28 protein-coding genes and 1 riboswitch are annotated in these 25,921 nt (G+C 45.1%); of the genes, 26 read left to right on the top strand and 2 right to left on the bottom strand.

All coding sequences use genetic code 11. The features are described 5' to 3' along the window. Window position 1: 1 nt before the first annotated feature. From rnz to NLX78_RS03795, 26 genes are all read left to right on the top strand, one after another. Complete coding sequence (gene rnz, locus NLX78_RS03915) at window positions 2–931, top strand: ribonuclease Z (RefSeq protein WP_103049124.1); 930 nt, start codon at window positions 2–4, stop codon at window positions 929–931. A gap of 236 nt (window positions 932–1,167) precedes the next feature. Then, a complete protein-coding gene (locus NLX78_RS26435; RefSeq protein ID WP_302057260.1) occupies window positions 1,168–1,293 on the top strand; it encodes a hypothetical protein in 126 nt (41 codons plus the stop codon). A gap of 129 nt (window positions 1,294–1,422) precedes the next feature. After that, on the top strand, window positions 1,423–2,244 hold the full coding sequence (locus NLX78_RS03910) for a TIGR01457 family HAD-type hydrolase (RefSeq protein ID WP_254349655.1): 822 nt from the start codon (window positions 1,423–1,425) through the stop codon (window positions 2,242–2,244). 70 nt (window positions 2,245–2,314) lie between these two features. Further along, window positions 2,315–3,133 carry an Fpg/Nei family DNA glycosylase gene (locus NLX78_RS03905; RefSeq protein ID WP_061831515.1) on the top strand — a complete coding sequence of 273 codons (819 nt, stop codon included), beginning with the start codon at window positions 2,315–2,317 and terminating at the stop codon, window positions 3,131–3,133. Then, the gene (locus tag NLX78_RS03900; RefSeq protein ID WP_254349654.1) at window positions 3,123–3,971 is read left to right on the top strand and encodes a deoxyribonuclease IV; all 849 of its coding nucleotides are present in this window, start codon (window positions 3,123–3,125) and stop codon (window positions 3,969–3,971) included. The genes NLX78_RS03905 and NLX78_RS03900 overlap by 11 nt, the downstream gene beginning before the upstream one ends. A 71-nt stretch (window positions 3,972–4,042) precedes the next feature. Continuing rightward, window positions 4,043–4,381, top strand: a complete 339-nt coding sequence (locus NLX78_RS03895) for a cyclic-phosphate processing receiver domain-containing protein (protein WP_254349653.1) — start codon at window positions 4,043–4,045, stop codon at window positions 4,379–4,381. Next, a complete protein-coding gene (locus NLX78_RS03890) occupies window positions 4,378–4,692 on the top strand; it encodes a thioredoxin family protein (protein WP_061831513.1) in 315 nt (104 codons plus the stop codon). Before NLX78_RS03895 ends, NLX78_RS03890 begins: the two co-directional genes overlap by 4 nt. Beyond that, window positions 4,689–5,462 carry an ABC transporter ATP-binding protein gene (locus tag NLX78_RS03885; protein ID WP_250261194.1) on the top strand — a complete coding sequence of 258 codons (774 nt, stop codon included), beginning with the start codon at window positions 4,689–4,691 and terminating at the stop codon, window positions 5,460–5,462. The genes NLX78_RS03890 and NLX78_RS03885 overlap by 4 nt, the downstream gene beginning before the upstream one ends. A gap of 22 nt (window positions 5,463–5,484) precedes the next feature. Next, a complete protein-coding gene (locus NLX78_RS03880; protein WP_254349652.1) occupies window positions 5,485–6,543 on the top strand; it encodes a 23S rRNA (cytidine(2498)-2'-O)-methyltransferase RlmM in 1,059 nt (352 codons plus the stop codon). Between the two features lie 180 nt (window positions 6,544–6,723). Beyond that, the gene (locus tag NLX78_RS03875) at window positions 6,724–8,217 is read left to right on the top strand and encodes a protein kinase domain-containing protein (RefSeq protein WP_254349756.1); all 1,494 of its coding nucleotides are present in this window, start codon (window positions 6,724–6,726) and stop codon (window positions 8,215–8,217) included. A gap of 41 nt (window positions 8,218–8,258) precedes the next feature. After that, window positions 8,259–9,245 carry an SAF domain-containing protein gene (locus tag NLX78_RS03870; protein ID WP_254349651.1) on the top strand — a complete coding sequence of 329 codons (987 nt, stop codon included), beginning with the start codon at window positions 8,259–8,261 and terminating at the stop codon, window positions 9,243–9,245. Window positions 9,246–9,267: 22 nt separating this feature from the next. Next, window positions 9,268–9,981, top strand: a complete 714-nt coding sequence (locus NLX78_RS03865; RefSeq protein WP_061831508.1) for a hypothetical protein — start codon at window positions 9,268–9,270, stop codon at window positions 9,979–9,981. Continuing rightward, window positions 9,978–10,835 (top strand): hypothetical protein, encoded by an 858-nt coding sequence (locus NLX78_RS03860; protein WP_250261197.1) that lies wholly within the window; start codon window positions 9,978–9,980, stop codon window positions 10,833–10,835. Before NLX78_RS03865 ends, NLX78_RS03860 begins: the two co-directional genes overlap by 4 nt. After that, window positions 10,836–12,671 (top strand): ATPase, T2SS/T4P/T4SS family, encoded by a 1,836-nt coding sequence (locus tag NLX78_RS03855; RefSeq protein ID WP_250261198.1) that lies wholly within the window; start codon window positions 10,836–10,838, stop codon window positions 12,669–12,671. After that, window positions 12,661–14,745, top strand: a complete 2,085-nt coding sequence (locus NLX78_RS03850) for a hypothetical protein (RefSeq protein ID WP_254349650.1) — start codon at window positions 12,661–12,663, stop codon at window positions 14,743–14,745. The genes NLX78_RS03855 and NLX78_RS03850 overlap by 11 nt, the downstream gene beginning before the upstream one ends. Before the next feature lie 51 nt (window positions 14,746–14,796). Continuing rightward, entirely contained in the window at window positions 14,797–15,276 is a 480-nt protein-coding gene (locus tag NLX78_RS03845; RefSeq protein ID WP_023988985.1) for a hypothetical protein, read from the top strand. A 40-nt stretch (window positions 15,277–15,316) separates the two neighbouring features. Further along, the gene (locus tag NLX78_RS03840) at window positions 15,317–15,712 is read left to right on the top strand and encodes a hypothetical protein (protein ID WP_061831504.1); all 396 of its coding nucleotides are present in this window, start codon (window positions 15,317–15,319) and stop codon (window positions 15,710–15,712) included. Between the two features lies 1 nt (window position 15,713). Beyond that, window positions 15,714–16,268, top strand: a complete 555-nt coding sequence (locus NLX78_RS03835) for a hypothetical protein (RefSeq protein ID WP_250268505.1) — start codon at window positions 15,714–15,716, stop codon at window positions 16,266–16,268. Beyond that, the gene (locus NLX78_RS03830; protein ID WP_254349649.1) at window positions 16,255–17,244 is read left to right on the top strand and encodes a hypothetical protein; all 990 of its coding nucleotides are present in this window, start codon (window positions 16,255–16,257) and stop codon (window positions 17,242–17,244) included. Before NLX78_RS03835 ends, NLX78_RS03830 begins: the two co-directional genes overlap by 14 nt. Before the next feature lie 371 nt (window positions 17,245–17,615). Further along, window positions 17,616–19,169 (top strand): ABC-F family ATP-binding cassette domain-containing protein, encoded by a 1,554-nt coding sequence (locus NLX78_RS03825; protein WP_023988981.1) that lies wholly within the window; start codon window positions 17,616–17,618, stop codon window positions 19,167–19,169. 93 nt (window positions 19,170–19,262) lie between these two features. Continuing rightward, window positions 19,263–19,371, top strand: a riboswitch (TPP riboswitch). A 264-nt stretch (window positions 19,372–19,635) separates the two neighbouring features. Then, window positions 19,636–20,229 (top strand): thiamine phosphate synthase, encoded by a 594-nt coding sequence (locus NLX78_RS03820; RefSeq protein ID WP_061831501.1) that lies wholly within the window; start codon window positions 19,636–19,638, stop codon window positions 20,227–20,229. A 64-nt stretch (window positions 20,230–20,293) separates the two neighbouring features. Continuing rightward, window positions 20,294–21,442 carry a glycine oxidase ThiO gene (gene thiO, locus NLX78_RS03815; RefSeq protein WP_254349648.1) on the top strand — a complete coding sequence of 383 codons (1,149 nt, stop codon included), beginning with the start codon at window positions 20,294–20,296 and terminating at the stop codon, window positions 21,440–21,442. Further along, window positions 21,439–21,642 carry a sulfur carrier protein ThiS gene (gene thiS, locus NLX78_RS03810; RefSeq protein ID WP_061831499.1) on the top strand — a complete coding sequence of 68 codons (204 nt, stop codon included), beginning with the start codon at window positions 21,439–21,441 and terminating at the stop codon, window positions 21,640–21,642. The genes thiO and thiS overlap by 4 nt, the downstream gene beginning before the upstream one ends. 2 nt (window positions 21,643–21,644) lie before the next feature. Then, a complete protein-coding gene (locus NLX78_RS03805) occupies window positions 21,645–22,412 on the top strand; it encodes a thiazole synthase (RefSeq protein ID WP_254349647.1) in 768 nt (255 codons plus the stop codon). Continuing rightward, complete coding sequence (locus NLX78_RS03800) at window positions 22,409–23,470, top strand: ThiF family adenylyltransferase (protein ID WP_254349646.1); 1,062 nt, start codon at window positions 22,409–22,411, stop codon at window positions 23,468–23,470. Before NLX78_RS03805 ends, NLX78_RS03800 begins: the two co-directional genes overlap by 4 nt. A 140-nt stretch (window positions 23,471–23,610) precedes the next feature. Then, window positions 23,611–24,303 carry a response regulator transcription factor gene (locus NLX78_RS03795; RefSeq protein ID WP_254349645.1) on the top strand — a complete coding sequence of 231 codons (693 nt, stop codon included), beginning with the start codon at window positions 23,611–23,613 and terminating at the stop codon, window positions 24,301–24,303. 64 nt (window positions 24,304–24,367) lie between these two features. Here NLX78_RS03795 and NLX78_RS03790 read toward each other — a convergent pair whose 3' ends face one another. Then, window positions 24,368–24,865: a C40 family peptidase gene (locus NLX78_RS03790; RefSeq protein ID WP_025724146.1), complete on the bottom strand. Its 498-nt coding sequence runs from the start codon at window positions 24,863–24,865 to the stop codon at window positions 24,368–24,370. 280 nt (window positions 24,866–25,145) lie between these two features. Beyond that, window positions 25,146–25,787, bottom strand: coding sequence for a thiamine diphosphokinase (locus NLX78_RS03785; protein ID WP_165177014.1), 642 nt, complete (start codon window positions 25,785–25,787; stop codon window positions 25,146–25,148). Window positions 25,788–25,921 lie beyond the last annotated feature (134 nt).

Below are 25,921 nucleotides of genomic sequence, written 5' to 3'. Positions count from 1 at the left end.
TATGGAATTTTATTTTCTCGGTACAAATGCAGGGGTGCCTACGATTCAGCGAAATGTAACGTCCATCGCTCTTCGTTTGCTGGAAGAACGAAGAAGCATGTGGCTGTTCGACTGCGGCGAAGGCACTCAACAAGAGGTATTGCGTTCGCCGCTCAAACTAAGCAGACTTGAAAAAATATTTATCACCCATTTGCATGGGGATCATCTTTTTGGTCTGCCGGGACTGCTGTCGAGCAGAGCTTATCAAGGGGGAACGACACCACTGACGGTATATGGGCCGCCTGGAATCCAGCAATATATCGAGCTATCTTTAGGGATCAGCCAATCGCGTATCAATTACCAACTACATATTGTGGAGCATACGGGCGGGGTTCTGTTTGATGACGGACAATTCCGGGTAGAGTCAGCTTTGCTGGATCATCGGATTGACAGCTATGGCTACCGAGTTGTAGAGATGGATAAGCCCGGTAAGCTTAACCAAGAGCTGTTGGAGCGATATGGTATTAAGCCCGGCCCGGTGTACGGTAAGTTAAAGCGTGGGGAAAGCGTGGAGGTAGAGGGTGGAGTCATTTTGCATCCTCAGGATGTACTGGGTTCGCCGAAAAAAGGGCGCATCATCACGATTTTAGGGGATACGAGACCTTGTCCGAATACGGTAGTGCTGGCTCAAGATGCAACTGTCGTCGTTCATGAAGCCACTTTTCTGCATGAACTGGCAGATACAGCTTACGAGTATCATCATAGTACAGCGCTTCAGGCAGCGGAAGCTGCAAAAGCTGCAGGTGCGGGTCAGTTAATCATGACGCATTTTAGTTCTAGGTATAAAGATCAGGAGCAGCTTCAGCCATTGCTGGAGGAAGCGCAAAGCATATTTCCTAATTCATTGCTTGCGGAGCAGCATGTGTTGTTACCGGTACCCGATATCGGTTAATAAACGATTGGAGAAGATATGTGCATGGGTGCCGGGGCTTGCCTCGGTGCCTTTGTTTTTCACCGAAATTATTTTCCGGGAAAGCGCAGGATGCGACAAGAGATGAGAACCCGTGCAGGGTGGTGGGGGATGAATTTGTTCTACCACATATGGAGGCGTGTCCTATTCGAGTTTCTATATATCGAATTTAAAGGATTATACTTCTTGAGCATGACCAGGAAATACAGGAGATTTCCTTGGAGGAAATAGCGCCTTCGATGGATTTCGACGAAGAAGTGAACTTATGTCATGGGAAAGCGACGGCTTTTAGCGAGGAATGGCACTATTTTGGACGTTTTACCAGCAATTCATGGACTTCATAAGCATTTTTGACTTAAGATAGATGAGATGAATAGAGACGGCCGATTATTTTATGACCTGAATAATTAAGGTGGTTAAATAAGAAGGAGAACATCGTTTATGGGATGAATTATAATTTTTAATGCTATGATGTGAATGGATTTGAAGTAGGGGAGGGGATTGCGATAAAATCGTTACTAATTGATCTGGATGGAACACTTTATCATGGAAATCGGATGATCAAGGGTGCGGATCTGTTCATATCCCGATTGCGTACAGACCAGATACCTTATGCTTATGTTACAAACAATGCTTCACGTACACCCGAATCGGTGGCTGAGCATTTGGTTGGTATGGGAATTGAAGCGGCCAGCCATGAAGTATATACTTCGGCGTTAGCAGCTGCACAATATGTTGCACAGCAAAGTCCTGGAGCTCGTGTATTTTGTATTGGTGAAACAGGATTACGCGATGCACTCACAGGAGCCGGTTTGCAGCTTGTTGAGAACCATCCTGATTATGTGGTGCAGGGGATAGATCGTCAATTTACATATGATGCGCTGGCCGCTGCCATGCGCTGGATTCGGGAAGGAGCAACTTTTATTTTGACAAACCCGGATCTCCAATTGCCTTCACATGATGAGCTAACGCCAGGTGCAGGTACGATTGGAGCTGCAATTGAAGCGGCTTCACAGGTAAAGCCTATTGTCATCGGCAAGCCTTCAAGCGTATTGATGAACTATGCGCTGAACCGCTTAAACATTAGGGCGGATGAAGCTCTGGTTGTGGGCGATAATATGCTTACAGATATTGCGGCAGGTGCAGCAGCAGGTTGTAAAACAGCTCTGATCCTGTCGGGCGTGACGACCCGCGCTAATATGGACGAGCATGTGCGTACCGTTGGAGTGAAACCTGACCTGATGTTTGACAATCTCGCTGAACTGCAGGAATGGATGAAAGAAGAGCTGAAATAATAGAAAGTATATGTCTTACAAAACTTGCGAGAATTAAAAGCTATGTAGCTACGAAAGGAAAGATGTTGTTATGCCGGAACTTCCTGAAATGGAAAACTACAGAATCTTATTATCAAAACAAATTTTGGACATTCCGATTACTGGAGTGACGGTTAGCCGTGAAAAGTCCATTAATACTGAAGTGGAAACGTTTGAGAAGCAATTGCTGGGAACGACCGTTGTATATTTAGAGCGTCGAGGCAAGCATTTGATTTTTCATTTAAACACGGGCGGGCGGCTCGTACTTCATCTGATGCTCGGAGGACTGTTATATCTGGGAACAGAGGAGCAGCGTCCAGATCGTACAGTTCAAATCGAATTAGATTTTAGTGGAGTAAAGCTTTATTTTATCGGACTGCGCTTAGGTTATCTGCACCTGCTAACGGCTAAAGAAACAGAAGAAGCTTTGTCAGACTTGGGACCTGATCCGTTAGACCGTCGCATGACGTTGGAAAAGTTTACAGCACGGCTGAAGGGACGCCGGGGGATTTTGAAAACAACGCTGGTGAATCAGCAGATTTTTTCGGGTATTGGCAATTGTTATTCAGACGAAATTGCTTATATCGCCGGATTTACACCGGGTTCCAAAGTACAGAACATTGTGCAGTCGCCAGAAAAAGTGGAAAAGCTATATCATGCCACTCAATCCGTACTACGTGAAGCTACAGCGGAAGGCGGGTACATGGAAATGCCTCTAATGGAGGGGGACACGCTAACAGGTGGATTTGATCATCAGTGTCGAGTATATGACCGCGAAGGAGAAGAGTCTCCAAGTGGCGGAAAAATTGTAAGGGTTGAACTGGCGGGGAAAAAAGCATTTTATTGCCCGGTACAGCAGCATGATGCCTAAATTGCTCATCGGCTCCCATGTGAGTACGCGTGGTGGCTTTTCCAAAGCCGCTATGCGTGCGCGAGAGCAGGGGGGACGTTCATTTCAATATTTCCCGAAAAATCCTCGTAGTCTTAGGCTGAAGGAATGGAGTGCTACTGATGCTGCTGCTTGCAACGCTTACTGTTTAGAGCACCAGCTTCAATCCATTGCTCATTCACCATATCCCGTTAATCCGGCTCATGGGTCCCAGCGTGGTCAGGAACTTTATGAGCTGTCGATTGCTTCATTACGCAATGATCTGGATATTGCTGAAGCCTGTGGGTCAAAAGGGATTGTCGTTCATTTTGGTCATATGCATTCGTTAGACCCTCTAGAGGGCTATCGTAATATCATTAACTGTTTTAATGATGTATTGGAAGGCTGGCAAGGAAAAGCTAAAATATTGATCGAAAATCAGGCGGGAGATCATGGACCCATGGGAACCACGCTTGAGGAAATGGTGCAGATCCGTCAGCTGTGCCGGTATCCTGACAGTATCGGCTTTTGCTTAGACACTTGTCATGCATATGCAGCGGGATTGTGGAACGGTGGAATGGACGAGGCTTTGATCGAAAAAGGGAATCGTCTCGGCTATTGGTCCGCTCTGTGTGGAGTTCATTTGAACGATTCTAAATACCCATATGGCTCTAAAAAAGACAGACATGCCCGTGTGGGACAAGGCTACATTGGTACTGAGGGCATGCGTTGGATGACAGAACAGGAGGCTGTAAGAGGTATTCCTATCGTTTTGGAGAGTGAGACGGGACCTGATGGGACACATCAGGAGGATATTCAAATGATTCTAAGCTGGGAGTAAATCGGTCTGATTGATAATAACTATCTTTGAGGCTTGTGAGCTTGCATATATGGAAAAAGGAGGAGAAGTTGATGTATTTGTTTATGGACGATTATCGGCCTTGTCCTCCGGGCTTTAAGCTGGCAAGAGATGCGGATGAGTGTCTGCTGCTGCTTCATGAATACCCTATTTCGATACTATCGCTAGATTATGATTTGGGTCCAGGTCAGCCTACGGGAAAGGATGTGGCTGCTGCTATCGCAGAGAAACGGTTATATCCACGTGAAATTTACTTGCATTCGTCCAGTCCAGAGGGGCGGCGAGCCATGTATGAGCTACTCTATGCGAATAAGCCAGAGGGAGTCACCGTACATAACGGGCCCATACCCGAACAGCGTATGCGAGAGATCAGAAAAGGGTCTGAACGATGAAAGAGATCGGACAAAAAGAGGCGCGCCGTGCCATATGGGAGGGATGCAAGCTGGCTTTGTTTGTGTACACTCCCATGTGCGGAACATGCGCGGCTGCCCGTAAAATGCTGGAGGTAGCAGAGCATTTGCTCCCTGAAGAAGCAGTGGTGCAGAGCAACATTAACTATATTCCTGAACTGGTACAGGAGTACCGGATATCCAGCGTTCCCGCGCTTCTTATATATAATGGTGAAAACAAAAATCCTGAAATCATCTACAAAATGGAATCTGTAGAACACTTGCTGAGCAAAATAAGGAGCGTGATGGAATGATATCCATGAAGAGCATTACGTTGCAGCGGGAAGAAAGACGGATTTTGGACGATGTAAGCCTGGACATACGAGAAGGTGAACATTGGGCTATTCTGGGTCGCAATGGTTCCGGTAAAACAACATTGCTGGAAATGATGACAGGATATATGTTTCCAAGTCATGGAACGGTTGAAGTGCTTGGGCAAATGTATGGTCAATGTGATGTGCGGGAAGTTCGCAAACAAATCGGATATATCAGCCAGACCTTGTTGGAAAAGCTGGCGCTAAAAGATCCCGTTTGGGAAGTTGTCGCTACAGGTGCGTATGCTTTTTTGCGCTTTTATCAGGAAATTCCGACAGAGGCAAAAGAAAAGGCCATATCTTTGCTGGAGGGTATGAATTTAGGCGACTTGATTCATCACCCACTGGGGACGTTATCTCAAGGAGAACGTAAAAAGGTGATGCTGGCCCGCTCACTGATGGCAGAACCTCGTCTGCTAATTATGGACGAGCCTTGTGCCGGGTTGGACCTATTTGAGCGGGAAAAAATGCTGGTCGAGATTGATCGGCTCCGCAAGCGAGACTTATCAGTGGTTTATGTGACTCACCACATTGAGGAGATTGTCCCCCTCTTTACGCATGTTGCATTGATTCGTGATGGTAAGGTCGCAGCAGCTGGACCGAAAAAAGAAGTTTTAACGAAAGAATTGATTATGCACACATATGAAGTTCCGGTTGAGCTGGATTGGGATGGAGAACGTCCCTGGATTCGGGTGTGCACTGGAGGGTAATGTTATTTTGGAGGAACTATATATGAGTACAGATGAACAAAGTGAATCTACTTTGTCATCATCAAGATTTGTTTGTACGGCCAATCACGGTTTTGCACCCTATGCTCAAGAGGAGCTTAGAAGATTATTTGGCTCTGTAAAAAGCACAATGCTTTTACCTGGTGAAATTTTTCTGGCTACATTACCTGAGGAAGAAATTGAGGCAGTGAGGACAATTACAGCTCAGCCGCCGATGTTTTTACGTCACTTGTTTCCTGTTCATTTTCAGGAAGAAGGAACGGACCTGGTTCAGGTGCAGGAACGGCTGGTTGCATTCATCCGTAACCGCAAGGAACTGATGGATCAACGTGTTTCTTTACAAGTGCGCAAAGGATCTAATAGCAGTTGGACTGAAAGCGCAGGTGCGCTCAAGCAGGCTTTGAGTGAACAAATAAGTGATTTACCTATGGAGCAGACAGTACAAGGCGCCGATGTTATTGTGTCCGTTTTTGCAGATACAGATACGTGGTATGCAGGTGTATCACGTCCTGAGGATAACCTATCGGATTGGAGCGGAGGCGCGGTTCGTTTTCAAAAAGAAGATGGACAAATTTCTCGTGCCAAATTCAAGCTATTGGAAGCAGAAGCAACGTTCGGCATAGATTTTGGTGCTTTCCGTCAGGGACTGGATATTGGGGCAGCACCAGGTGGATGGACTTCCTTCTTACTGGAGCGGGGACTGAAAGTTACAGCGGTTGATCCGGCAAAGATGGAGCCATCACTGATGAAGTACGCCAATCTGACTTTTTTGCGTAAAAATGCAAGTGAAGTCAAATTTAAAGAGAATTCGTTCGATCTGCTGGTTTGTGATATGAGCTGGAGTCCTAAGCAAATGGCAAGGCTCGTTACTGATTTACTATATAGTTTGCGAAGTGGTGGTACTGCTATCGTTACGGTCAAGCTAATGCATAAAAAGCCCTTGGCGCTCATTCATGATGTAATTGCGTCATTTGAGGAGTCCGGCATGCAGATTCAGCGAGCTAAGCAGCTATTCCATAACCGAGATGAAATTACCCTGTACATGATCAAGTATGGAAAATAATACTTTACAATAGATACAGGTGTGCTATATAATAAATCCAAATTGTTCCTTAAAAATAATAATCAGTTTTAAATCAAGGGAAAGCATCCCGCGAAAACGGTTTTCATGGCGACATGGAAATTTGATTTTGCGGCAGCTTTCCCTTTTTTGCGTTGTCTGCTTTAGAAAGGAGGTAGGGGAATAATGAAGCAACCATCACAGTTGGAATTCGGATCCATTGTCGGTGAGCGTTACCGTATTGTTCGCACATTGGGTTCGGGAGGAATGAGCCGCGTGTTCATGGCAGAGGATTTAAAACTGCCAGGCAAGCAATGGGCGGTGAAGGAGTCGGTTGCCGGGCCACAAGTGATGAAGCTTGTACGTACGGAGGCAGAGATGCTGATTTCGCTAAGTCATCCACGTTTACCGAGAATTGTTGATTTTTTTGAGCATCCTCGATCTGGTGCGGTATACCTGGTCATGGATTACATCGAAGGAATTACGCTGGAAGCATACATGAAGGGCTATGAAGGCTATATTCCACAGGAGCAAATCGTCCCATTCGCTTTGCAGGTACTGGATGTGTTGGATTATTTGCATACCCGTCAACCGCCAGTCATTTACCGGGATCTGAAACCGACGAATATTATGCTGACACCGGAAATGGAATTTATACTGATTGATTTTGGAATAGCGAGGAGCTATAAGGCTGAACTGGATCAAGATACGGTAAAGCTGGGCACAGTGGGCTTCGCTGCCCCGGAGCAATATGGAGCAGGTCAGACGGATGCTCGTTCAGACTTATACAGTTTGGGAGCGCTGCTATTGTATCTATGTACAGGAGGCAAATATAGCGAGTGGACTGCGGGAGTAGAAGGGTATATTCGCGGAGAATTGCCCCGCCAATTGATCCCGGTGATTCGAAAACTGCTGCGTCAGCATCCTGAGGAACGATTTCAATCTGCCGGGGAGGTCATTGGAGAACTGCGGCACAGTGCGGATTTTCAGCCTGCTCAACAAGGAATATCCGTTAATGATGCCTCAATGGATTATGCAGGTACAAGGGTAGTGGCTGTATTGGGTGTCTCTGCCGGCTCCGGTGCTACTCATACAGCAATTGCGGTGAGCCACTATCTGGCTCGAAGGTCCCGCTCCGTAGCTTTGGTTGAGCTGCACAGCACAGCCAAAGCATTTGCCCGACTTCAAGAAATCGTAGAAGGCACATCCGTTGGACAATCGAGTTCAAGTCGGCGTTTTGAAGTTGATGGAGTACACTACTGGCGGCAAACATCTCGTGCGGATGTCATTTCTTTGTTGGGTGGTTCCTATAGATTTATCGTACTGGACCTGGGGAGTGGGCAGGACAATGAACGACTGGAAGAATTCTTGAGAGCCGATTATCCGCTTGTCGTTGGCTCAGGGGCCGAATGGAGAGTTCAGGATATAGCAGGGCTAGCCCGATCTCTTCAGCGCCACCCACAGCATAAATGGAATTACTGCTTGCCATTGGCAACCTCGGAGGCGGTTCGCAGGCTTCGTAAGGAGCTGGATCACGATAAAGTATTTGCTTTACCGTTCCACTCAGACCCCTTCGAACGAGATGATGAGGTGGATCAGGTGCTGGACGAGCTGTTTCGCGGAGTCATTCCAGATACCCGGAAAAAACGCTTCGGATTCCTTAAACGACAGCGCTAAATAGAACGGCATATATCAAAAAGAGGCAGGGGAGAAGTTGTGTGTCCAAGCTAAGAAAAAGCAGTAAGCAAAAGCTATACGCCGGTTGTATTGGCGCAGGAATTGTTGGCATTATCTTTGCTGGCTACCTTATGGTTAATATCCATCAAATGGATGAGGTCAGGAAACAGGCTGAAGTTGAGGCAGAGCAGAAATGGAAAGTGTACGAACAGGAGCAACGAACCGCGAAAAAAGGTTGGGCGGTTGTCCGTGACATTTCCCCCGGCGAACAGATTGCATCTAATGATTTGAAGGGAATTAAAGTTCCCGGTTCTCAGGCCCCATCAAATTTGCTGACAGATAAAAGTGAGGTTTCCGGTACCACAGCCAAGATTGAGCTAAAAAAGGGATCTGTGCTTACATCGGCCATGGTTACTGCTGATGAGCCCACACCTAAAGATTTACGTAACCGTGAGCTAAAGGTGGTAGTATTGCCCAACAGCCTCAAGTCGGGTGACGAAGTGGATATCCGCATTCAATTTCCAACAGGGCAGGATTACATTCTATTATCTAAGAAGAAGATTTCTCGACTGGAAGGTCCAATTGTCTGGGTCACTTTGAATGAGCAGGAAATATTATCGCTTTCGAGTGCGATTGTTGATGCTTATCTGCATAAAGCATCTATCTATGCCCTAACATATGTCGATCCCCAATTTCAGCCCAAGGCAATCCCGACCTATCCGCCTAATGCCCAGGTGTTAGCGTTAATGAATAGGGATCCGAATTTGATACGTGTGGCTGAACAAAAGCTGTCCAAGCAGCTGCGGGATTCGCTTGAAAATGCAATTAATTCCTCAAACAATGTGATTTCAACACCCGTGGAAAGAAGTCTGAGTGAGGAAATTGCAGCTCAGCATGCGGGTTCTACTATAGAAAACTCAGCAAGCGGGATTGATGCTACAAGAAATGAATATGAGAACGAGCAGGATCATCAAGAACAAACAAAGATTCTGACGCAGGGCGGAAGCTCTGATCCGTATGCCAAATAAATGAGAGAAAAGGAACGGAAGTATGAAAACATGGATATTTGCCGGGCTTTGTGACAAAAGCGATACCTTGTTATATATCAGCAGCATATTAGCAGCTTCCGGCCAACAGGTACTGCTTGTGGATGCTACGCTGCGGGGACAGTATCGGTATAGCATAGGGATGCTCGACAAACCACTTCCCATTACGCAGTTTAGTGGTTTTGATGTAGCAATTGGATTTACAGCATGGGAAGACCTGCATACCGTTATGATGACTGATCAAAAGGCGGAGCAGGCTTATGACATTGTTATTTTGGATGTAGAGTTACCTGATTTTTGTCCAATTTCTGTTTGGAAAGGGGCAGAACTGCGAGTTTGGGTCAGTGATTATAGCCGTATGCTAATGCACAACGGACAGAATTGGCTTGAGCATTTATTCAGTCAACCCGAATTCCCCAAAGATCTTGTATTTCACAAGCTATTTTTACAGGCTGTGGATTGTGGTGTGGAGGAGCCGTATCTGTGGGAATACATGAACCATTTCCCGGCTTCTTGGCAGCAAGAGCCATATGTTCTGCCATGGGATGAGGGGCTGCTTGCTCTGAAACTGGAAAATGAGCATAAAAAACAGCTACTACTAAAACCGCTATCCAGAATGTATAAGAAAGAATTATGCCGTTGTATTGGGGAATGGATGAGTTGGGAATTAAAAGTGAGTCGTCGTGCGCTAAAGCGTGCGGAAAGGAGTAGGGCATGAGTACCATTTTGTTTTGGAGCCCCATTAAGGGGGCTAGTGGAAGTAGCTCTTTGGCGGCAGCAATAGCAATTACCATAGGGAATCTATATAGAGGAAGACTATTATTGACACATTTAGGTCGTAGATATACCGGTATTGAATCAGGATTACCTATACAAGAGTATGGTATGGACGATCCAACCCTACAGCTTCAGGAAGGGGGCTGGGATGCTGCCGCACGTTTAGTTCTGCGAGGGACACTGTCTAAAGAAAATATTCGTAATTATACGACACCTGTACTCGAACATACTTTGGATGTACTGGAGGGAACCTCCACCTTTGGAGCTGCACCGCCGTTACTATCTCCAGGGCTTGTACGGGCAGTAATAGATACAGCGAATCAATATTATGATTTAACGCTGATTGATGCAGGAAGTGGAGCAGGGTGGGGGGCTGTACAGCATGAAGCATGTGCACGAGCCAAACTGGCCGTTCTTTCACTCACTCAGAATATGCGAGAATTAGATGCTTATTTTGAATCCGTGTCTCCGTTATCTACCTACTCATCATTGCCCTTATTAATAGTACTTGGGAAATATGATGTGCATTCTCAAGTGAATGAAACGAATATTCGCAGGAGATATGGCTACAAAGGTGCTTTGTATACAGTCCCTTATAGCACCGGATTTATGGACGCATGGAACCGCAGGGATGTGATCGGCCATGTGCAACGTGAGGTACGAAGTGGAAAAGAGCAGCATCGCAAGCTTTTTATGCCCGTAGGATGGGCGCAGAGTATACGACATATCAGCAAAGCTATTCTGGAGGCGGCAGAGTCCGATCTTCGGCTCAAGGCTTTGGAGAGGGGCGCTTAAATGCTGTCCGCTCAAATGATCAACGGATTGATTCTTACCTGCATAGTACTGATGTGCATCGTACTGATTATTGTTAAATATCGAGGGAATCTTCACTCGCGACATTCAACCCTTCGGGTAGAAAAAAAGAACGAAGATGCCACATTCGAAACATTAATAGAGTATATCAAAAATGCACTTCATGAACTGAGTCATAGCCAGATGGCGGATGCCGGATTGCATGAAGAGGAATATAGACGGCGTATCCATCAAAGGGCGGAACTACGCAGGGCGTTAAAGGACTGTGCCAATGGCAGCATTGGAGATAAACGTTTTGTTAAAAATCTGATGGCTGAGCTTCTGATTAACGGTTACGGCTTGAACGAGAAAATCGTCGATACTGTTATGCCATTCTCCAGACCTGAGTTGTTTAGCATACAGGATCAATTCGAAATTATATTTTACCAATACCAGCAGAAGTTTGGCGCTGATGCACTATCACGTTTATTGGATACTTATGACTTGGCCGAAATGAGGTATTCACAGCAAGGTGAAGAAGATGGAAGTTATCTCGTTACCGCAGAGGATATTCGTTATATCTATGACTGTGAGTACCGCCCTCTTTCATTTTTGGAGAAAGTGGATATTATTGTCCAGCGCATTTATCAGCATTACAAAGGCTTTTCCGTCATTGATGATATTCGTGACCAGCGGATCGACGGTGTAAGTGGGGGTGTCAGTGGTATGCCGGAAGGTGGGATTCCTGCATCATCAGACTGGCCTTCGGATGGGTATGCATTTGAACAAACATCTGCGTCTACTGCCAATGGTTATGAGAGCGTGTGGATTTTTTATAAAGGTAAAACGATCCATCTTTCGTTCCTTTCCTTCGGATCTGAGCGTGAACTTAAAAGGGTGTGCCAAAATATTTACAAATACAATTACCCGGGACAGCTTTCCGAAGCGAATGGTTATAAGGTCAACGAAATGAAGGATGGGTCACGGGTAGTGGTGGTGCGTCCTCCTTTCTCAGAATCGTGGGCTTTCTTTGTTCGTAAATTCGATATTCAAAGCGCATCGCTGGAACAGTTAATTAAGGGTCAGAATGCTGATTTTCCAATCCAACTACTTTCTTATTTGATGAAAGGCAGCCGGATTACTGCTATTACAGGCGCGCAGGGTTCAGGTAAGACGACGTTGTTAATGGCGATGGTCAAACATATTTATGCTTCGTATACGCTTCGTGTTCAGGAAATGGCCTTTGAACTACATCTACGCAGCATTTACAGTCGCCGTAACATTCTTACCTTTCGAGAAACGGACCATATTTCAGGACAACAAGGGCTTGACTTGCAGAAAAAAACAGATGGAACCGTCAATATCCTAGGCGAAGTAGCAAGTGATGAAGTAGCTGCTTGGATGATTCAAATGTCGCAGGTTGCCAGTCTGTTCACCATTTTTACTCATCATGCCAAAACATTTCGTGATCTCGTGTTTTCACTTCGTAATTCATTGCTCAAAACAGGAGTATTTCAGCATGAAGGCATCGCTGAGGAACAGGTAGTTCATGTCATTAACTTTGATGTGCATCTCAAACGTGATGCGGAGGGGCGACGCTACATCGAACGGATCACAGAATGTGTGCCGTGTGACCCGGATCATACGGATGCAGGCACCAATGCTTCATCGAGCTACAGTTATCGCCACGTTATGGAATATCGGAACGGAAGCTATATACCGATGGAGCCCTTAACAGCCAAAAGTGCAAAAGAAATGTGTGAGCAGATGAATGTAAAGGATGCCAGAGATTTCCGCAGTTTTTTGACCCGCTATTGGGAGGAAGACTATGAGTCTTAAAGAAATTTCATTATGGATTTTACTTATATCAGGTGGGAGCTTTGCGCTTCTATATATAGTTTTGTGGGGGTTGCGTAAGTGCAGTAGTCATGCAGTTCGCAGAGGACGAATTTATTCTGTGCAGGAAGGACGCAAGGGAAAAGCGGTACTGCAACGTGAGCTGCAAGCCTTACTGCATAAGTTGTACACGCTGTGTATGAAGGTCCCTTTCTTATCTGGATACATCACGAGTGTACGTAAGCGATTAGCTGGTCAGCATGCCTACGATGAGTACAAGCTTCGCCTACAGACTATGAAGATGACACTGTTCATCTGGGGGGCTTTTGCTTGCAGTGGCGTTGTACTGGTCATGATGAAGCCAGGAATAGAGTTTGCTATATTGGCCGTTTTATGCGGAGTGGTAATCAACAGTCTTATTTTGGATATGGCCATTAGCCGGATGGAAAAAAGGCTACTTGCACAGATGATCGAATTATTCGCCAATGTACGTCATTATTACCATCAGCACGGTATGGTGGAGGAAGCCATATCCAAAGCGGCCGATTTGGCGGAGGCAGAGGCTGGGAGACACGCACGACTCATCCATGAGGCGCTAACAGATGTTGATCCGCACGAAGCATTGGAAAGATACTATGAGTCGGCTCCTAATCGATTTTTAAAAGCATTTGCCGGTATCTCGTATATGGTAATGGAGTTTGGTGATCGGATTGAGGAGGGGGGCTCCATTTATTTGAAGGGGCTCGGCAGTCTCGCACGCGAAATCCAGTTGGAATTGCTGCGAAGAAATAAACTGGACTATCTATTAAAAAGTCTAAACGTGATCGCACTGGCACCTGTTTTCTTTACCACCCCAATCGAGACATGGGCGAGATCCAGCTTTCCATCCATGGATGAGTTTTATCAGGGAAAATTGGGTTATATCACGAAATTGTCCGTTTATATTGTGATAATCGTATCTTATTTTCTGTTACAGAAGCTTCAACAGACCGATGAAACAGGATATCGTGCGGGTAGAGGACGGAGGGTTTGGGAACAGAAGCTATACCGTTTTCCCATCATGCGTAATGTGGTGGATTCTTTAATTCCGCGTCAACATATATCTTCTTATTTCCAGATAACCCGTCTATTAAAAGAAAGTGGTGCGGAGATAAAGCTGGAGTGGCTCTACATACGCAGAATGGCTCTTTTTATCGTAGGTTTGGTGCTCAGTATTAGTACGATATTTTTTTTACATCAAGCTGAGAAAACGCATATCCTTCACGCCCCGGTACAATCGGGTCAAATGTTTGGACATTTAAGTCCGATGGAGCAAAAAGAAGCATTGAAGCAGAGTGGGATTGATCGCAAAATCATGCATTTGCTGAACATGAGAGCGGACAGCACATACGAACGAACGTACGCTGCTTTAGAACATAATGCCAATGGAACTGTTACTCCTGAACAGCTATCCACAAATACTCGGCGTATTCTCCAAAAGCTGAAAGATTGGAATGATGAATACATCAAGTGGTGGGAAGTGCTGATTAGTTTGATTGTTGGGTATGTAGCCTATCAAATGCCTATGCTTTTATTATATTTGCAACGAAAAATGCGTCGGTTGGACATGAGGCACGAGGTGTATCAATTTCAAACAGTTATTTCCATTTTGCGGGTTATGGAACGAATGTCTGTCGAAGAAATATTGGAGTGGCTGAACAGATTTTCAGTTATATTCAAAAGACCTCTACAAAAATGTTTGCTTCATTATGAACATGGGCCAGAGGCAGCTCTCGACTTATTAAAAGAAGAGGCACCTTTGCCGGAGTTTCAGCGTCTAGTGGACAAGCTCCATTTGTCTTTGGGTAAAATTACGATTCGAGAGGCCTTTGATGATTTGGAATCCCATATGTCCTACTATTTCGAACAAAGAAAACAGGAGTATGAAAAAATAATAGACAGCAAGGCTATCTGGGGAAGGATGATTGGTTTTGCCCCGATGTATGGTCTTATCTTTTTATATTTGGTGATTCCGTTGATCGGCATGAGCTTTATTCAAATGGATAACTATTATGAGCAAATACAAAAAATTCAGTAAGAAAGTTCTATTATGACTAATACAAAATAACAAGCTAAGGAGAGAAAAATAATGAATAACGCATCAACAGCTTTAAAGGTAGCCGCTGGGATATTTTTGACCATCGCTCTAATTACGATTGTAGTTATACTGTTTATTTCAGCCCAGGAGGCGACTAAAACGGCACAAAACAATTTTGCTGATATCCAGACCGAATTGTCTCAAGCCTCTTTTACGGTATATGACGGCACAACGATTAGTGGTTCCCAGGTGACCAACGCGCTACGGAAGTTTCAGGGGAAGGACCAATTCGGCATTCAGATTAAAACCGGTAAAAATATGGCAGGCCAGTGGTACGGTAATGCTCTGAACATTAGCCCAGACAGTGAACAGTATGGCGCAGTGAATGGTGGCAGTGATAAGACTGGGAAAATCACGAATACGCTTAATGAGAAAGAGAATGAATACGTAAATCCAAGTGGCAAATTCAAGGCTGAAATCGTAAAGGACAAATCGAACGTTGTCCGTGGGTTGTTGTTTACCCAGTCCTAAGCACTACAGCAAAGATAATAATCATAAGGGGGATGAGAGTATGTCTGATCACGCTTCAAGTATGCTGAGGCTTGGTGTGTCAGTTATTCTGTTCATAACCGCATGTGTAACGGCAGCAGACTTGTCCAGCCAGCTGGATGGTGCACTGGAATTAAGATCACAGCAAGAGGAGCATTCTGAAGGGCGAATAGCCCGTACTGCTGGGGTGGGATTGCCGGAACGGATTAAAGGAACACAGGTCATACAGGCAATTCGCATGAACTTACAGGAGGGGATTTCGGTTCAAGTCGACGGGACAGAGTACGATGTGTATTCTGAACCATTTGAGCCTGATGTATCTGCCCTGGATACTTCCTCTTTATATTCCATGTATCCACAGCGTAATGGGAATGGGGACATAACATCTGTACGTTTTGAGAAATTGGGGGAAGACTGAAGTGGTTCAAACAATATCCAAGTTGTTGGGGACGCTGCTCGCTGTATTGCTTTTGTACATCGTACCCGCAGTTCAAGCTGCTGAACGGCAGGATGATATATCCGGGTTAAATACATATCATTCAACTGTACGTTTTGTTGATATGGTAAGAACCAAAGGTTACATTACACCGACGATGTATAACGATTTTATGCGTGATCTGGAATTGACAGGCAATACGTACGAAGTTGACTTGGAGCATATGCACAAAAAGTATGTACCGGACTATGCAGATGCCGCGAAGCCAGACAGTTTTCTAGGCAACTATGAAACTGTATATGATGGGTACTATAATCCGCAAATCTTGCCTGTACTGTTTCCTGACAATCAGCAGCCAAAATCAGATCAGACACGTCGGTATACCTTGATGGCCGGGGATTATTTTACGGTCCGGTTACATAATACGAATCGGACTCCTGCGAACTTGTACAAATCATGGCTTCTCGGTGAGGCAGATAGCGGCAAGCCGGCAGTTACAGCTTCTTACGGGGGCATGGTTCTGAATGAAGATTACTGATTTTGCAGTCATATTTATACTTTTGTTTTTGCCCTTTGGTGTAGTTAGTGACTTACGGGTGCAGAATCAGCGTGAAGTGCAGCAGCTAGAAATGAAATATACGTCGGCTCTCCGTACCGCAGTTCAGGATGCAGGGGTCGTGCTCTCACAGAATGAACGTCAGGAACGCGAGGCCGGATACGGATCGGATAAGTTTTTTCGTGTAGATAAAGAAGCAGCGCTGAACACGTTCCTGCATACCCTTTTTCTTAATGTAGGCATTGATGAGGATATAGTAGCACAACGTGCATTATTGGATTATATACCAGCCATTGTAATTCTGGATTATGACGGTTATTATGCGTTCACTTCAGAAGCCTATACAGACGAGCGTGGACAAGCTGCTATTGCCCACAAATGGAGCGAAAAAAAGCCATATGCCTATGTTGATTCAGTAGGCAACAGTGTGGGGTTCAGCTTGGATAATTATGTGCACGCATACGATGCGCGGAATCACAGGTGGGTGGAGGGTTTTCAAAAGGAACTTCAGGATCAGACTCCTATATCTTTACTGAATAATTCAGAAGCTTTTGAGCAAATACGTCGTTCCACTATTGTTGGCAGCGTTCAAGAGGACCTGGCGCGAATGATTAATGTCCATAATGAAAAAGCTGCACGTAACGGCATATCCTATACATTCACACTACCGATCATTCCGCAAGAGGAGTGGTACAACACGATAGATGATGTGGGTCTGATCGCGTTTATCCAAGGCATTCCGGTCGGAGACAGGTATTACAATAACTATGGATTTGGTGGTGGGAGAGTCGTCAGAAAGCAAGACATTATCGGTGGCATAGAACCAGAAACTAGAATGAAATATTTTTATAGAGATTCATGTCCAGCTCCCTTTAAAGCGAGTGAACGTTTTACGGATGAAAAATCTGCAGCAGCTGCGGGATACTTTGAGTACAAATGTTATAATGGCTTAAAATAATCACCCTCATGGGTGGTCAGGCTGTCGAGAAACCCCCTGTTTTTTTGCAGGGGGTTTAAAACTGTCTTAGTGGTCTAAAAACTAGGGTCCTCAGATCGTTTTAAATCGATTTTTATTTTAAAAGATGCGTCTCCCCATATAAAAATAGAAGTGTCGAAAAGTCCTCTAGACTTTCTCGACACTCTGATCACCCTCATGGGTGGTTTTTGTTTTTTTAGGCAGATCCATACCAAAAAACCTTAAAATTCACTGTTTTCAATATTCCGATATGGTTGTAGAATGTGCTACAATAAAGCTTTGAAAGAAACGAAATGCATATGAAATAAGAACAGTCGGCAGCGCCGATGACAATAAGGAGCCAAAAACAGCTTATGAGTTTATTGACTGTAGAAAATGTATCCCACAACTTTGGGGACCGCGCATTATTTAAAAATGTTTCCTTTCGATTGCTTGCGGGGGAACGTGTAGGTTTGGTAGGAGCTAACGGTGTTGGTAAATCGACACTCATGAACATTCTCACTGGAAAATTGCTTAAGGATGAGGGTAAAGTGGAATGGACTCCACGTGTACGTTACGGTTATCTGGATCAGCACACCAAGCTGACACCGGGCAAAACGGTACGTGATGTATTAAAAGACGCTTTTCTTCCTTTGTTGGAATTGGAAAAGGAAATGATGCAGATTACTGACAAAATGGGGGATGCTTCTCCTGAAGAGTTGGAAGTGTTGCTGGAACAGATGGGTGAAATTCAGGAGCAACTGGATATGGGGGATTTTTACCTCATTGATGTGAAGGTTGAAGAAATGGCGAATGGACTAGGTCTGTCGGCCATAGGACTGGATCGGGATGTATCTGCACTTAGCGGCGGGCAACGGACAAAGGTGCTTCTTGCTAAGTTGCTGCTGGAAAAACCGAATGTCCTGCTGCTGGATGAGCCTACCAACTACTTGGATGTAGAGCATATTGAATGGCTTACGCGCTATTTGAAGGATTATCCCTATGCTTTTATCCTTATTTCACATGATACTGAGTTTATGAACCAGGTCGTTAATGTTATTTACCATCTTGAATTTGCCAAGATGACCCGTTATTCAGCTAACTATGAAAAGTTTCTTGAAATGGCGGATCTGAACAAAGCTCAGCATATTGATGCTTATGAGAAGCAACAGGACTTTATTAAGAAACAAGAAGATTTTATTCAGCGTAATAAAGCGCGTGCTTCTACCTCAGGCAGAGCAAAGAGCCGTGAAAAGCAGCTTGATCGGATCGAACGTATTGATAAGCCTGAAGAAGCCGCAAAACCAACCTTTCAATTCAAAGAGGCACGTGCAAGCGGAAAGACGGTATTTGAGGGTATTGATTTTGAGATTGGTTATACACATGCCCTTTTGCCTAAGATGTCCATGACGATTGAACGTGGCGAAAAAATTGCAATTGTCGGCTACAACGGTGTCGGTAAATCGACATTGCTCAAAACCATATTGGGAAAAATTCCGCCAATCAGTGGAAAAACCTATCAAGGTGATTTTTTGCAGCCCGCTTATTTTGAGCAGGAAGTAAAGGCAGAGAAAATTACACCGATTGACGATGTGTGGAATGAATTTCCGCATTTGAACCAGCATGAAGTACGAGCGCATTTGGCGCGCTGCGGTTTGAAAAATGAGCATATCACACGTCCGCTATCTGCGCTTAGTGGTGGAGAACAGGCTAAAGTCCGTCTTTGCAAACTGTTAATGCGTGAAAGCAACTGGGTATTGTTCGATGAGCCTACCAACCACTTGGATGTTAAAGCAAAGGATGAGCTGAAACGTGCCTTGAAGGAATACAAAGGGACGGTATTGCTTGTATCTCACGAACCGGACTTTTACGAGGATTGGGTAACCAAAACGTGGAATGTGGAAGAGTGGTCAAGTAAAGTTAACTAAAATCAGTTAAATCCAGTTCTGCATATTTCACACGAAGTGGGGTTTGCAGAATTAGGAAAATATGCTAAGCTATCTATAGCTTATACAATAAAATAGTCACACTAGGGGAGCCGCCCATGCGGCTGAGACGGAATAAATGGATTTCGGACCCTTTGCACCTGATCTGGGTTATGCCAGCGTAGGGAAGTGAGCGCCGTACAAACAAGGCAACACCATCTTTATTTTGTTTGTGCGTGGGACGATACACGTATACGGATATCATGGTCCGTTCGATTATTGGACGTTCGTTAAACCACTTCCTTGGGGAAGTGGTTTTTTTGCGTTTCGTTCATTTTAAGTTGTTCGAGCTTCCGTAGACGGATTCACATACAATCCCCTTTCATTACTGCTGGTAGACGTGGCTGCTAAGCTTAGATCCTTTAATCCAATGTGAGGTGAAGACAAAATCGAATTACACGCAATTTCAATGGAAAAGGGCACTTTTGCACAAGCCGCCCGAGTGGCTGCTATGATTTGTCCGTATGTTCATTATGTACACGCACGTTTAAAACAGAATGGTGCCTCTGCATTGCTTTCTTTGACTCGCAGCATGGTGGAGCAGGAAGTTCCTTTGCAACAAATTGTAGTAAATGATCGTGTGGATGTAGCTTTACTTACTTTGGTTGGAACCGTCCAGCTACCAGCTAATGGATTACCTGTTGTGGATGTGAAAAGCCTACTTTCAAAGAGTACACGCTGTGGAGTGTCTGTGCATTCCTTGGAGGAGGCGCAGACTGCCGAGCAGGCAGGAGCAGACTATGTACTTTATGGTCACGTATATGAGACCCATTGTAAGCCCGGTATTGTACCGCGGGGTTTAGCTCAGCTTGAACATATTTGCAGGCTGTCGAACATTCCGGTGATCGCGCTGGGCGGCATACAACCGCACCATATCCCGGAGCTTTATATGGCCGGAGCAAGCGGAATTGCGGTGATGTCTGGTATATGGGAGGCTGAGTCGCCCGTTGCAGCTGCGATGGAATATAGGCGAATGGCAGATCTTGTAGTTCACAGCTTGTAGCGAGAAAACGAGAGTAGAGGCAAGCTGAAAGCAGAATGGTTGATGGAGAGGAGACACGGAACAAATGCTAAAGATACACACAGAGGCAAGAGCGATAGGACATGCTGAATGCTTGGTCATAGGTGGAGGTGTCATCGGCAGTTCCATTGCTTATCATGTGGCCAAGGAGGGAAGAAGTACGATCATGCTGGAACGATTGATCCCGGGTGAGGGAGCCTCAGGAGCAGCGGTTGGAATGCTGGCAGCGGAAAGTGAAGAGTTCACCGACTCTGAGCTGGCACGATTTGCTCGCAGAAGTCGAGATGCATTCCCTGAGCTTGTCTGTGATCTGGAGCGTTTGTCGGGTATTTCGGTGGAATTCCGTACAGAAGGATTTGTGACCCCTTTCCGTACGGAAACTGAAGGCCAAAAACGCTGGAAAGCTGCTAAAACGCGAGAGGATGATTGTCCTATCTGGTGGGATGCGAGGGAATTGGCCCGACGAATTCCAGGTTTGGATGAACAAGCGATCGGAGCAATATATCGTTCAAAGGAGACACAAGTGGCTCCTGTCCAGCTTTGTCGTGCTTATGCAGGTGCTGCTGCGGTGCTGGGAGCAACGGTATGGTCTGGTACACGGGCAGAGCAACTGGTCATACAGGATGGTCGAGTTTGCGGTGTCCGAACAGATAGCGGCTTTTTTTCCTGCGATCAGGTCATTATTGCTGGAGGCTTGGATAGCATGAAATTACTGGCGCAGGTTGGGTTTGAATATCCACTTTATCCGGTCAAGGGCGAAGCGGTAGCGGTCTCCTTGAAGGATCACCCATTAGAATACACCATTTATGCTGATGATATTTACCTCGTGCCTAAACAGAATAACGAGCTTTGGATTGGGGCAACGAGCCTTCCGCATCAATATGACGAAGAAGTGACCGTAGGAGGCTTGGAGGGGTTGCTGGCACGTGCCTCTGCCTGGCTGCCGCGCGTCCGTGAAGCTTCTTTTATACGCGCTTGGGCGGGCTTACGTCCGCAGGCTGCATCAGGTCACCCTTTTATAGGCACTGTTCCTGGGGTCGAGGGCGTATATGCTGCAGTCGGGCATTATCGCAACGGTGTCCTGCTGAGTGATGCTACCGGGCGTGCGATGGCAGCTATGCTTAATGGGGCTGGTGCAGCAGAACTTGGGATAAGTAGTTTTTCTTCTGAGCTCCTCAAGGAGAAAAGCATATGAAGCTGACGATTAACGGCCAGAGCATGACCTTTTCTAATCGAATCACTCATGTGAATCAATTGCTACATGAGCTTGATGTAAAGGTGAAAACCGTAGTGGTGGAGCTGAATCGGCATATATTGAGCCGTGAAGATCATGATGAAGCGGTACTGAAGGATGGAGATTGCCTAGAAATTGTACATTTTGTGGGAGGCGGTTGATCATGTTAACCATTGGAAAAGCATCTTTTACGTCGAGGTTGTTGTTGGGAACAGGAAAATTCTCTGATCTGGATATTCAATCCCAAGCCGTAGAGGCTGCTGAGACGGAAATATTGACGTTTGCTGTACGGAGATTGAACTTGGAGGAACGGGATAAGCAGCATTTTCTCGATATGCTGGATTTGAGCCGGTATACACTTCTTCCCAACACAGCAGGGGCTACAACAGCAGAGGAGGCGATTCGTATTGCCAAATTGGCAAAAGCCTCCGGCCTGTGCGATATGATTAAGGTGGAAGTCATTGGGGATAGCAAGACACTGCTCCCTGACCCTTTTGAAACGTTGAAAGCTAGTGATAAGCTGTTAGAAGAAGGCTTTATCGTGCTGCCCTACATATCGGACGATGTGATTCTAGCAAAGAGGCTACAAGAGCTTGGAGTACACGCCGTTATGCCTGGAGCCTCACCGATTGGTACAGGACATGGTTTGCTCAATCCGTTTTCATTAGAGCTAATTATTGAACAGGCGGAGGTTCCGGTTATTGTCGATGCGGGTATTCGCTCACCCGGTGACGCGGCAATGGCGATGCAGTTAGGGGCAGATGCTGTTTTGTTGAACACAGCCGTATCAGGAGCGAAGGACCCAGTAAAAATGGCCGAGGCCATGAAACTGGCTGTTCGTGCTGGAAGGTATGGTTTTGAGGCGGGGATGATTCCTGTAAAACGTTACGCTTCAGCAAGCAGTCCGACAGAAGGTATGGTTCAGGCATGAAGGTAACTGACAAATCCGGTGCAGGAGAAACACATCCAAGTGACCGTTATTCCAGACAGGAAAGATTCGCGCCCTTTGGACCGACAGGACAACGCCGGCTTGCTTCTTCCCACGTACTAATCATAGGTGTCGGAGCGTTAGGTACAGGTATTGCGGAAACACTCGTTCGCGGGGGCGTAGGTACAGTGAGCCTCGTAGACCGGGATTATGTGGAATGGAGCAATTTGCAGCGCCAGCAGCTTTTTCAGGAAAGTGATGCTGCGCAAAGATATCCCAAAGCAGTAGCTGCTCAGCGAAGATTAAAGGATATTAATTCGGAAACGGTTATACATGGACATGTACTGGATGTCGGGGTGGAAGAGCTGGAAGAGTTGATCCAGGGGGTAGATCTCATGATGGATGCAACCGATAATTTCGATACCCGACTTCTTATGAACGACATGGCACTCAAGCATCGGATACCTTGGATTTATGGGGGATGTGTGGGCAGCTATGGTGTAACCTATACCATCTTACCGGGTCAAACGCCTTGTCTTCACTGTCTGCTGGAAACTGTACCGTTTGGTGGAGAAACCTGTGATACCGCCGGGATTATTCCGCAGGCCGTACAGATGGTCACGGCTAACCAAACTACGGAAGCTTTCAAACTTCTTGGTGGATATCCAGAAGATTTGAGAGGAAAGCTGCTTTCGTTTGATTTGTGGAAAAATGAGTATGTAGCAATAGCGGTAGATAGCGTTAAAAAGGAGAACTGTCCTTCTTGCGGCAGCCAACCGACATATCCCTATTTGTCGGCCTCTCATCGGCAGAAGACAGATGTTTTGTGCGGTAGGGATACCGTTCAAATTAGACCAGCAAACCCGACACATCTGAATCTTGCAGAAACAGCAGATAGATTTGCTTCTTTGGAAGAAGGAAAAGTAGAGCGGAATCCGTTTTTGGTTTCCTTTAGTACAAGCGAGCATCGCTTAGTTGTTTTTGCAGATGGCAGAGCGTTGATTCATGGGACAAAGGACGTGGCAAAAGCAAGAAGTCTGTATCATCGCTATTTGGGTTAAACTATAAAAGCAGAAAGCCATTCTTTGGAGAATGATTTTCTGCTTTTTTGTTACAATAATATTAATATGCTTTAATGGCTTATAACAAACTTGTTCGTATCCAATATGTAATGCTATGTCCAAACCAGGTGGGTGAAAAGATGGGCCCGTTAATTTTACTTGTGGATGTAAATGAAGCGTCTCCCGTATTTGTTCATCCATTGGAGCAGGCAGGTTATCAGGTGGTTCATGTTAGCAATACGACAGATGCAAGCTCTTATGTAGCCCATAATCCTGTGGATTTGCTACTGCTCAATATAGAAGATGAACCGACGGATTCACATGGCTTGCTTCGCACATTGCAGCAATACCATCCTCATGTTCCGCTATTTGTTATGACTTCATCAGATGAGGAGGACCATATTGTTTCCTGCTTTGAACAAGGAGCACATGACGTGATCGTTCGGCCCTTTTATCCTAGAGTTTTTCAGGCTAGGGTGGCTAATTTATTGCGGATTTTTGGTATTGAACGTGATGTGAAAAGGGCAATCGAGGCGGGGGATTTACATATAGACAATGCAAGCAGAATGGTGAGCAGAGGGGGGAAAAAGCTGGAATTAACTCCGAAAGAATTTGATCTTTTGCTTCACCTGGCGATACATCTTAACCAAGTTTGTAGCAGACAGCAAATTCTGAAGGATGTTTGGAAACATGATTATATCGTTGATACGAACGTAGTAGACGTCTATATCAGACATTTGAGGGTTAAAGTAGATAAAGGATATAAGTTTAAAATGATCCGTACGGAACGAGGAATTGGCTATTCACTCAGAACACCAACCGTATCAGAATAGCATAAGGCATAAAAAAAAGCCGGAACTTTCGTCCCGGCTCGCATATTTCATAATGAGTTTCAAACTACAGCACGCGGCGTGCTTTAATGTATGTTCTTTTCCAGTTGCTAGAGTTCAAATCGGAGATAGTCACGCCAGGTCCGCCGTAAGTGTGTAGAATTTTACCCCCGCCCATATAGACTGCTACGTGGGTAATGTTGCGACCCGTGGCACGGCTACCGCTTGAAAAGAACACTAAGTCCCCTTTTTTCAAATTGGACTTGGATACGGCATGTCCAACTTTGGACTGTTGAACAGAAGTACGCGGCAAATTCACTCCGTATTTTTTGAATATGTGCTTCATGAAAGAAGAACAGTCAAAATTGCGCGTCGTGCTTGTGGAAGCTCCAAACTTATAGGGAGTGCCCATATATTTTTCACCGTAGTTAATTACTTTTTGGCCAACAGAAGTAGTAGTGGCAGCCTGTGCCGTATTTGTTCCCTCAATTGCAAAAGTACCAAAGCCGATAGTGGCTGCGACTCCTGCGATAATTACCTTTTTTATGATTTTCTGCATATTCATGTTGTAAATACCTCCAGAAATTGATTTGTGCAATATTTTGCTGAGTTGCTAACTAACTGACAGCGTTGAGTATAACAGTTTTGAAGCCGCCTAATAGTTGGAAAAGAACTCTCAAATGCTTGAGGGACAAGACTTACACAGTGATTATTAAAAAACGATTAAAAATTACAATTTGTTAAAAATATATCGATTCATAGATCTCTACAAACGGAAAAACCCTTATTAATAAAGGGTTTTGAGTGAAAAAACAATTTAAATAATGGTTACAACAATGTCATAATTAATCCTTGCTTTGAATAACGAGTAGTAGACCGCTTTTGATGGAAATCGTACCTTTTGGAGCCGTTAGTTTATTACTGACAGCACGTGATTGTCCCATTTTGAGGGTGGCATTATGTAGCGGATACATAAATCCTTCCAGTTGTATGCCTGTTACTTCGGCAGTCATAGGAAGCAGCGATGTATATGTATAACCCATAGGCTGGATCTCAAGCGTTGATCCGGTGAGCTCAATATAATTATGTGCGTCCATAATAGCGCAACTAATATGATGCTGCATTGCACGTACCAATATTTGAACATTAGCCAATGTGTGGTCCATCCGGGTGCCAGTCACACCAAGCAGCAGTACATGATCTGCCTGTTCGTCCATAGCGATTTCCAAAGCAAGCTCAGTATCTGTTAAGTCTTTAAGTACTGGATCGCACGCAATCATACGTTGGCTTGCTGATTCTACCTTTTCTTTTTCCTCTAGTGTGATCGAATCAAAATCTCCTACAGAGATATGTGGTGTAATACCGTGCTCGATCAGGAAAAGAGCACCTTTATCTGCACCTATAATAAAATCATCGGGTTGTATTTGATGTAAATCTTCTTCATTAAGACGACCGCCTGAAAATACAATCGCTCGTTTTTTTGTCATAATCAACATCCTTTCTTTCTGATACGATCCTATATATACCATCGTTTTTAAGTATACCGCGTTAAATATGGCTTGCACAATTTTGGAGGACATGGCTACAATGAAACAGAAAAAAAGGAAGTGTAACGGGTAAT

It is taken from the genome of Paenibacillus sp. Lou8.1 (assembly GCF_024213565.1).
Lineage (GTDB): Bacteria > Bacillota > Bacilli > Paenibacillales > Paenibacillaceae > Paenibacillus > Paenibacillus polymyxa_B.
The sequence above is the reverse complement of the archived record's forward strand: the minus strand, read 5'-3'. Positions and strand labels throughout refer to the sequence as shown.

Bases quoted from the DNA above. Each gene is read 5' to 3' on its own strand.
- NLX78_RS03845 (WP_023988985.1), top strand. From the start codon at position 14,797: ATGAATAACGCATCAACAGCTTTAAAGGTAGCCGCTGGGATATTTTTG.
- NLX78_RS03905 (WP_061831515.1), top strand. From the start codon at position 2,315: ATGCCGGAACTTCCTGAAATGGAAAACTACAGAATCTTATTATCAAAA.
- thiS (WP_061831499.1), top strand. From the start codon at position 21,439: ATGAAGCTGACGATTAACGGCCAGAGCATGACCTTTTCTAATCGAATC.
- NLX78_RS03830 (WP_254349649.1), top strand. From the start codon at position 16,255: ATGAAGATTACTGATTTTGCAGTCATATTTATACTTTTGTTTTTGCCC.
- NLX78_RS03790 (WP_025724146.1), bottom strand. From the start codon at position 24,865: ATGAATATGCAGAAAATCATAAAAAAGGTAATTATCGCAGGAGTCGCA.
- rnz (WP_103049124.1), top strand. From the start codon at position 2: ATGGAATTTTATTTTCTCGGTACAAATGCAGGGGTGCCTACGATTCAG.
- NLX78_RS03850 (WP_254349650.1), top strand. From the start codon at position 12,661: ATGAGTCTTAAAGAAATTTCATTATGGATTTTACTTATATCAGGTGGG.
- NLX78_RS03895 (WP_254349653.1), top strand. From the start codon at position 4,043: ATGTATTTGTTTATGGACGATTATCGGCCTTGTCCTCCGGGCTTTAAG.
- NLX78_RS03795 (WP_254349645.1), top strand. From the start codon at position 23,611: ATGGGCCCGTTAATTTTACTTGTGGATGTAAATGAAGCGTCTCCCGTA.
- NLX78_RS03865 (WP_061831508.1), top strand. From the start codon at position 9,268: ATGAAAACATGGATATTTGCCGGGCTTTGTGACAAAAGCGATACCTTG.
- NLX78_RS03805 (WP_254349647.1), top strand. From the start codon at position 21,645: ATGTTAACCATTGGAAAAGCATCTTTTACGTCGAGGTTGTTGTTGGGA.
- NLX78_RS03840 (WP_061831504.1), top strand. From the start codon at position 15,317: ATGTCTGATCACGCTTCAAGTATGCTGAGGCTTGGTGTGTCAGTTATT.
- NLX78_RS03820 (WP_061831501.1), top strand. From the start codon at position 19,636: ATGGAAAAGGGCACTTTTGCACAAGCCGCCCGAGTGGCTGCTATGATT.
- NLX78_RS03825 (WP_023988981.1), top strand. From the start codon at position 17,616: ATGAGTTTATTGACTGTAGAAAATGTATCCCACAACTTTGGGGACCGC.
- NLX78_RS03860 (WP_250261197.1), top strand. From the start codon at position 9,978: ATGAGTACCATTTTGTTTTGGAGCCCCATTAAGGGGGCTAGTGGAAGT.
- NLX78_RS03785 (WP_165177014.1), bottom strand. From the start codon at position 25,787: ATGACAAAAAAACGAGCGATTGTATTTTCAGGCGGTCGTCTTAATGAA.
- NLX78_RS03890 (WP_061831513.1), top strand. From the start codon at position 4,378: ATGAAAGAGATCGGACAAAAAGAGGCGCGCCGTGCCATATGGGAGGGA.
- thiO (WP_254349648.1), top strand. From the start codon at position 20,294: ATGCTAAAGATACACACAGAGGCAAGAGCGATAGGACATGCTGAATGC.
- NLX78_RS03880 (WP_254349652.1), top strand. From the start codon at position 5,485: ATGAGTACAGATGAACAAAGTGAATCTACTTTGTCATCATCAAGATTT.
- NLX78_RS03800 (WP_254349646.1), top strand. From the start codon at position 22,409: ATGAAGGTAACTGACAAATCCGGTGCAGGAGAAACACATCCAAGTGAC.
- NLX78_RS03855 (WP_250261198.1), top strand. From the start codon at position 10,836: ATGCTGTCCGCTCAAATGATCAACGGATTGATTCTTACCTGCATAGTA.
- NLX78_RS03900 (WP_254349654.1), top strand. From the start codon at position 3,123: ATGATGCCTAAATTGCTCATCGGCTCCCATGTGAGTACGCGTGGTGGC.
- NLX78_RS03885 (WP_250261194.1), top strand. From the start codon at position 4,689: ATGATATCCATGAAGAGCATTACGTTGCAGCGGGAAGAAAGACGGATT.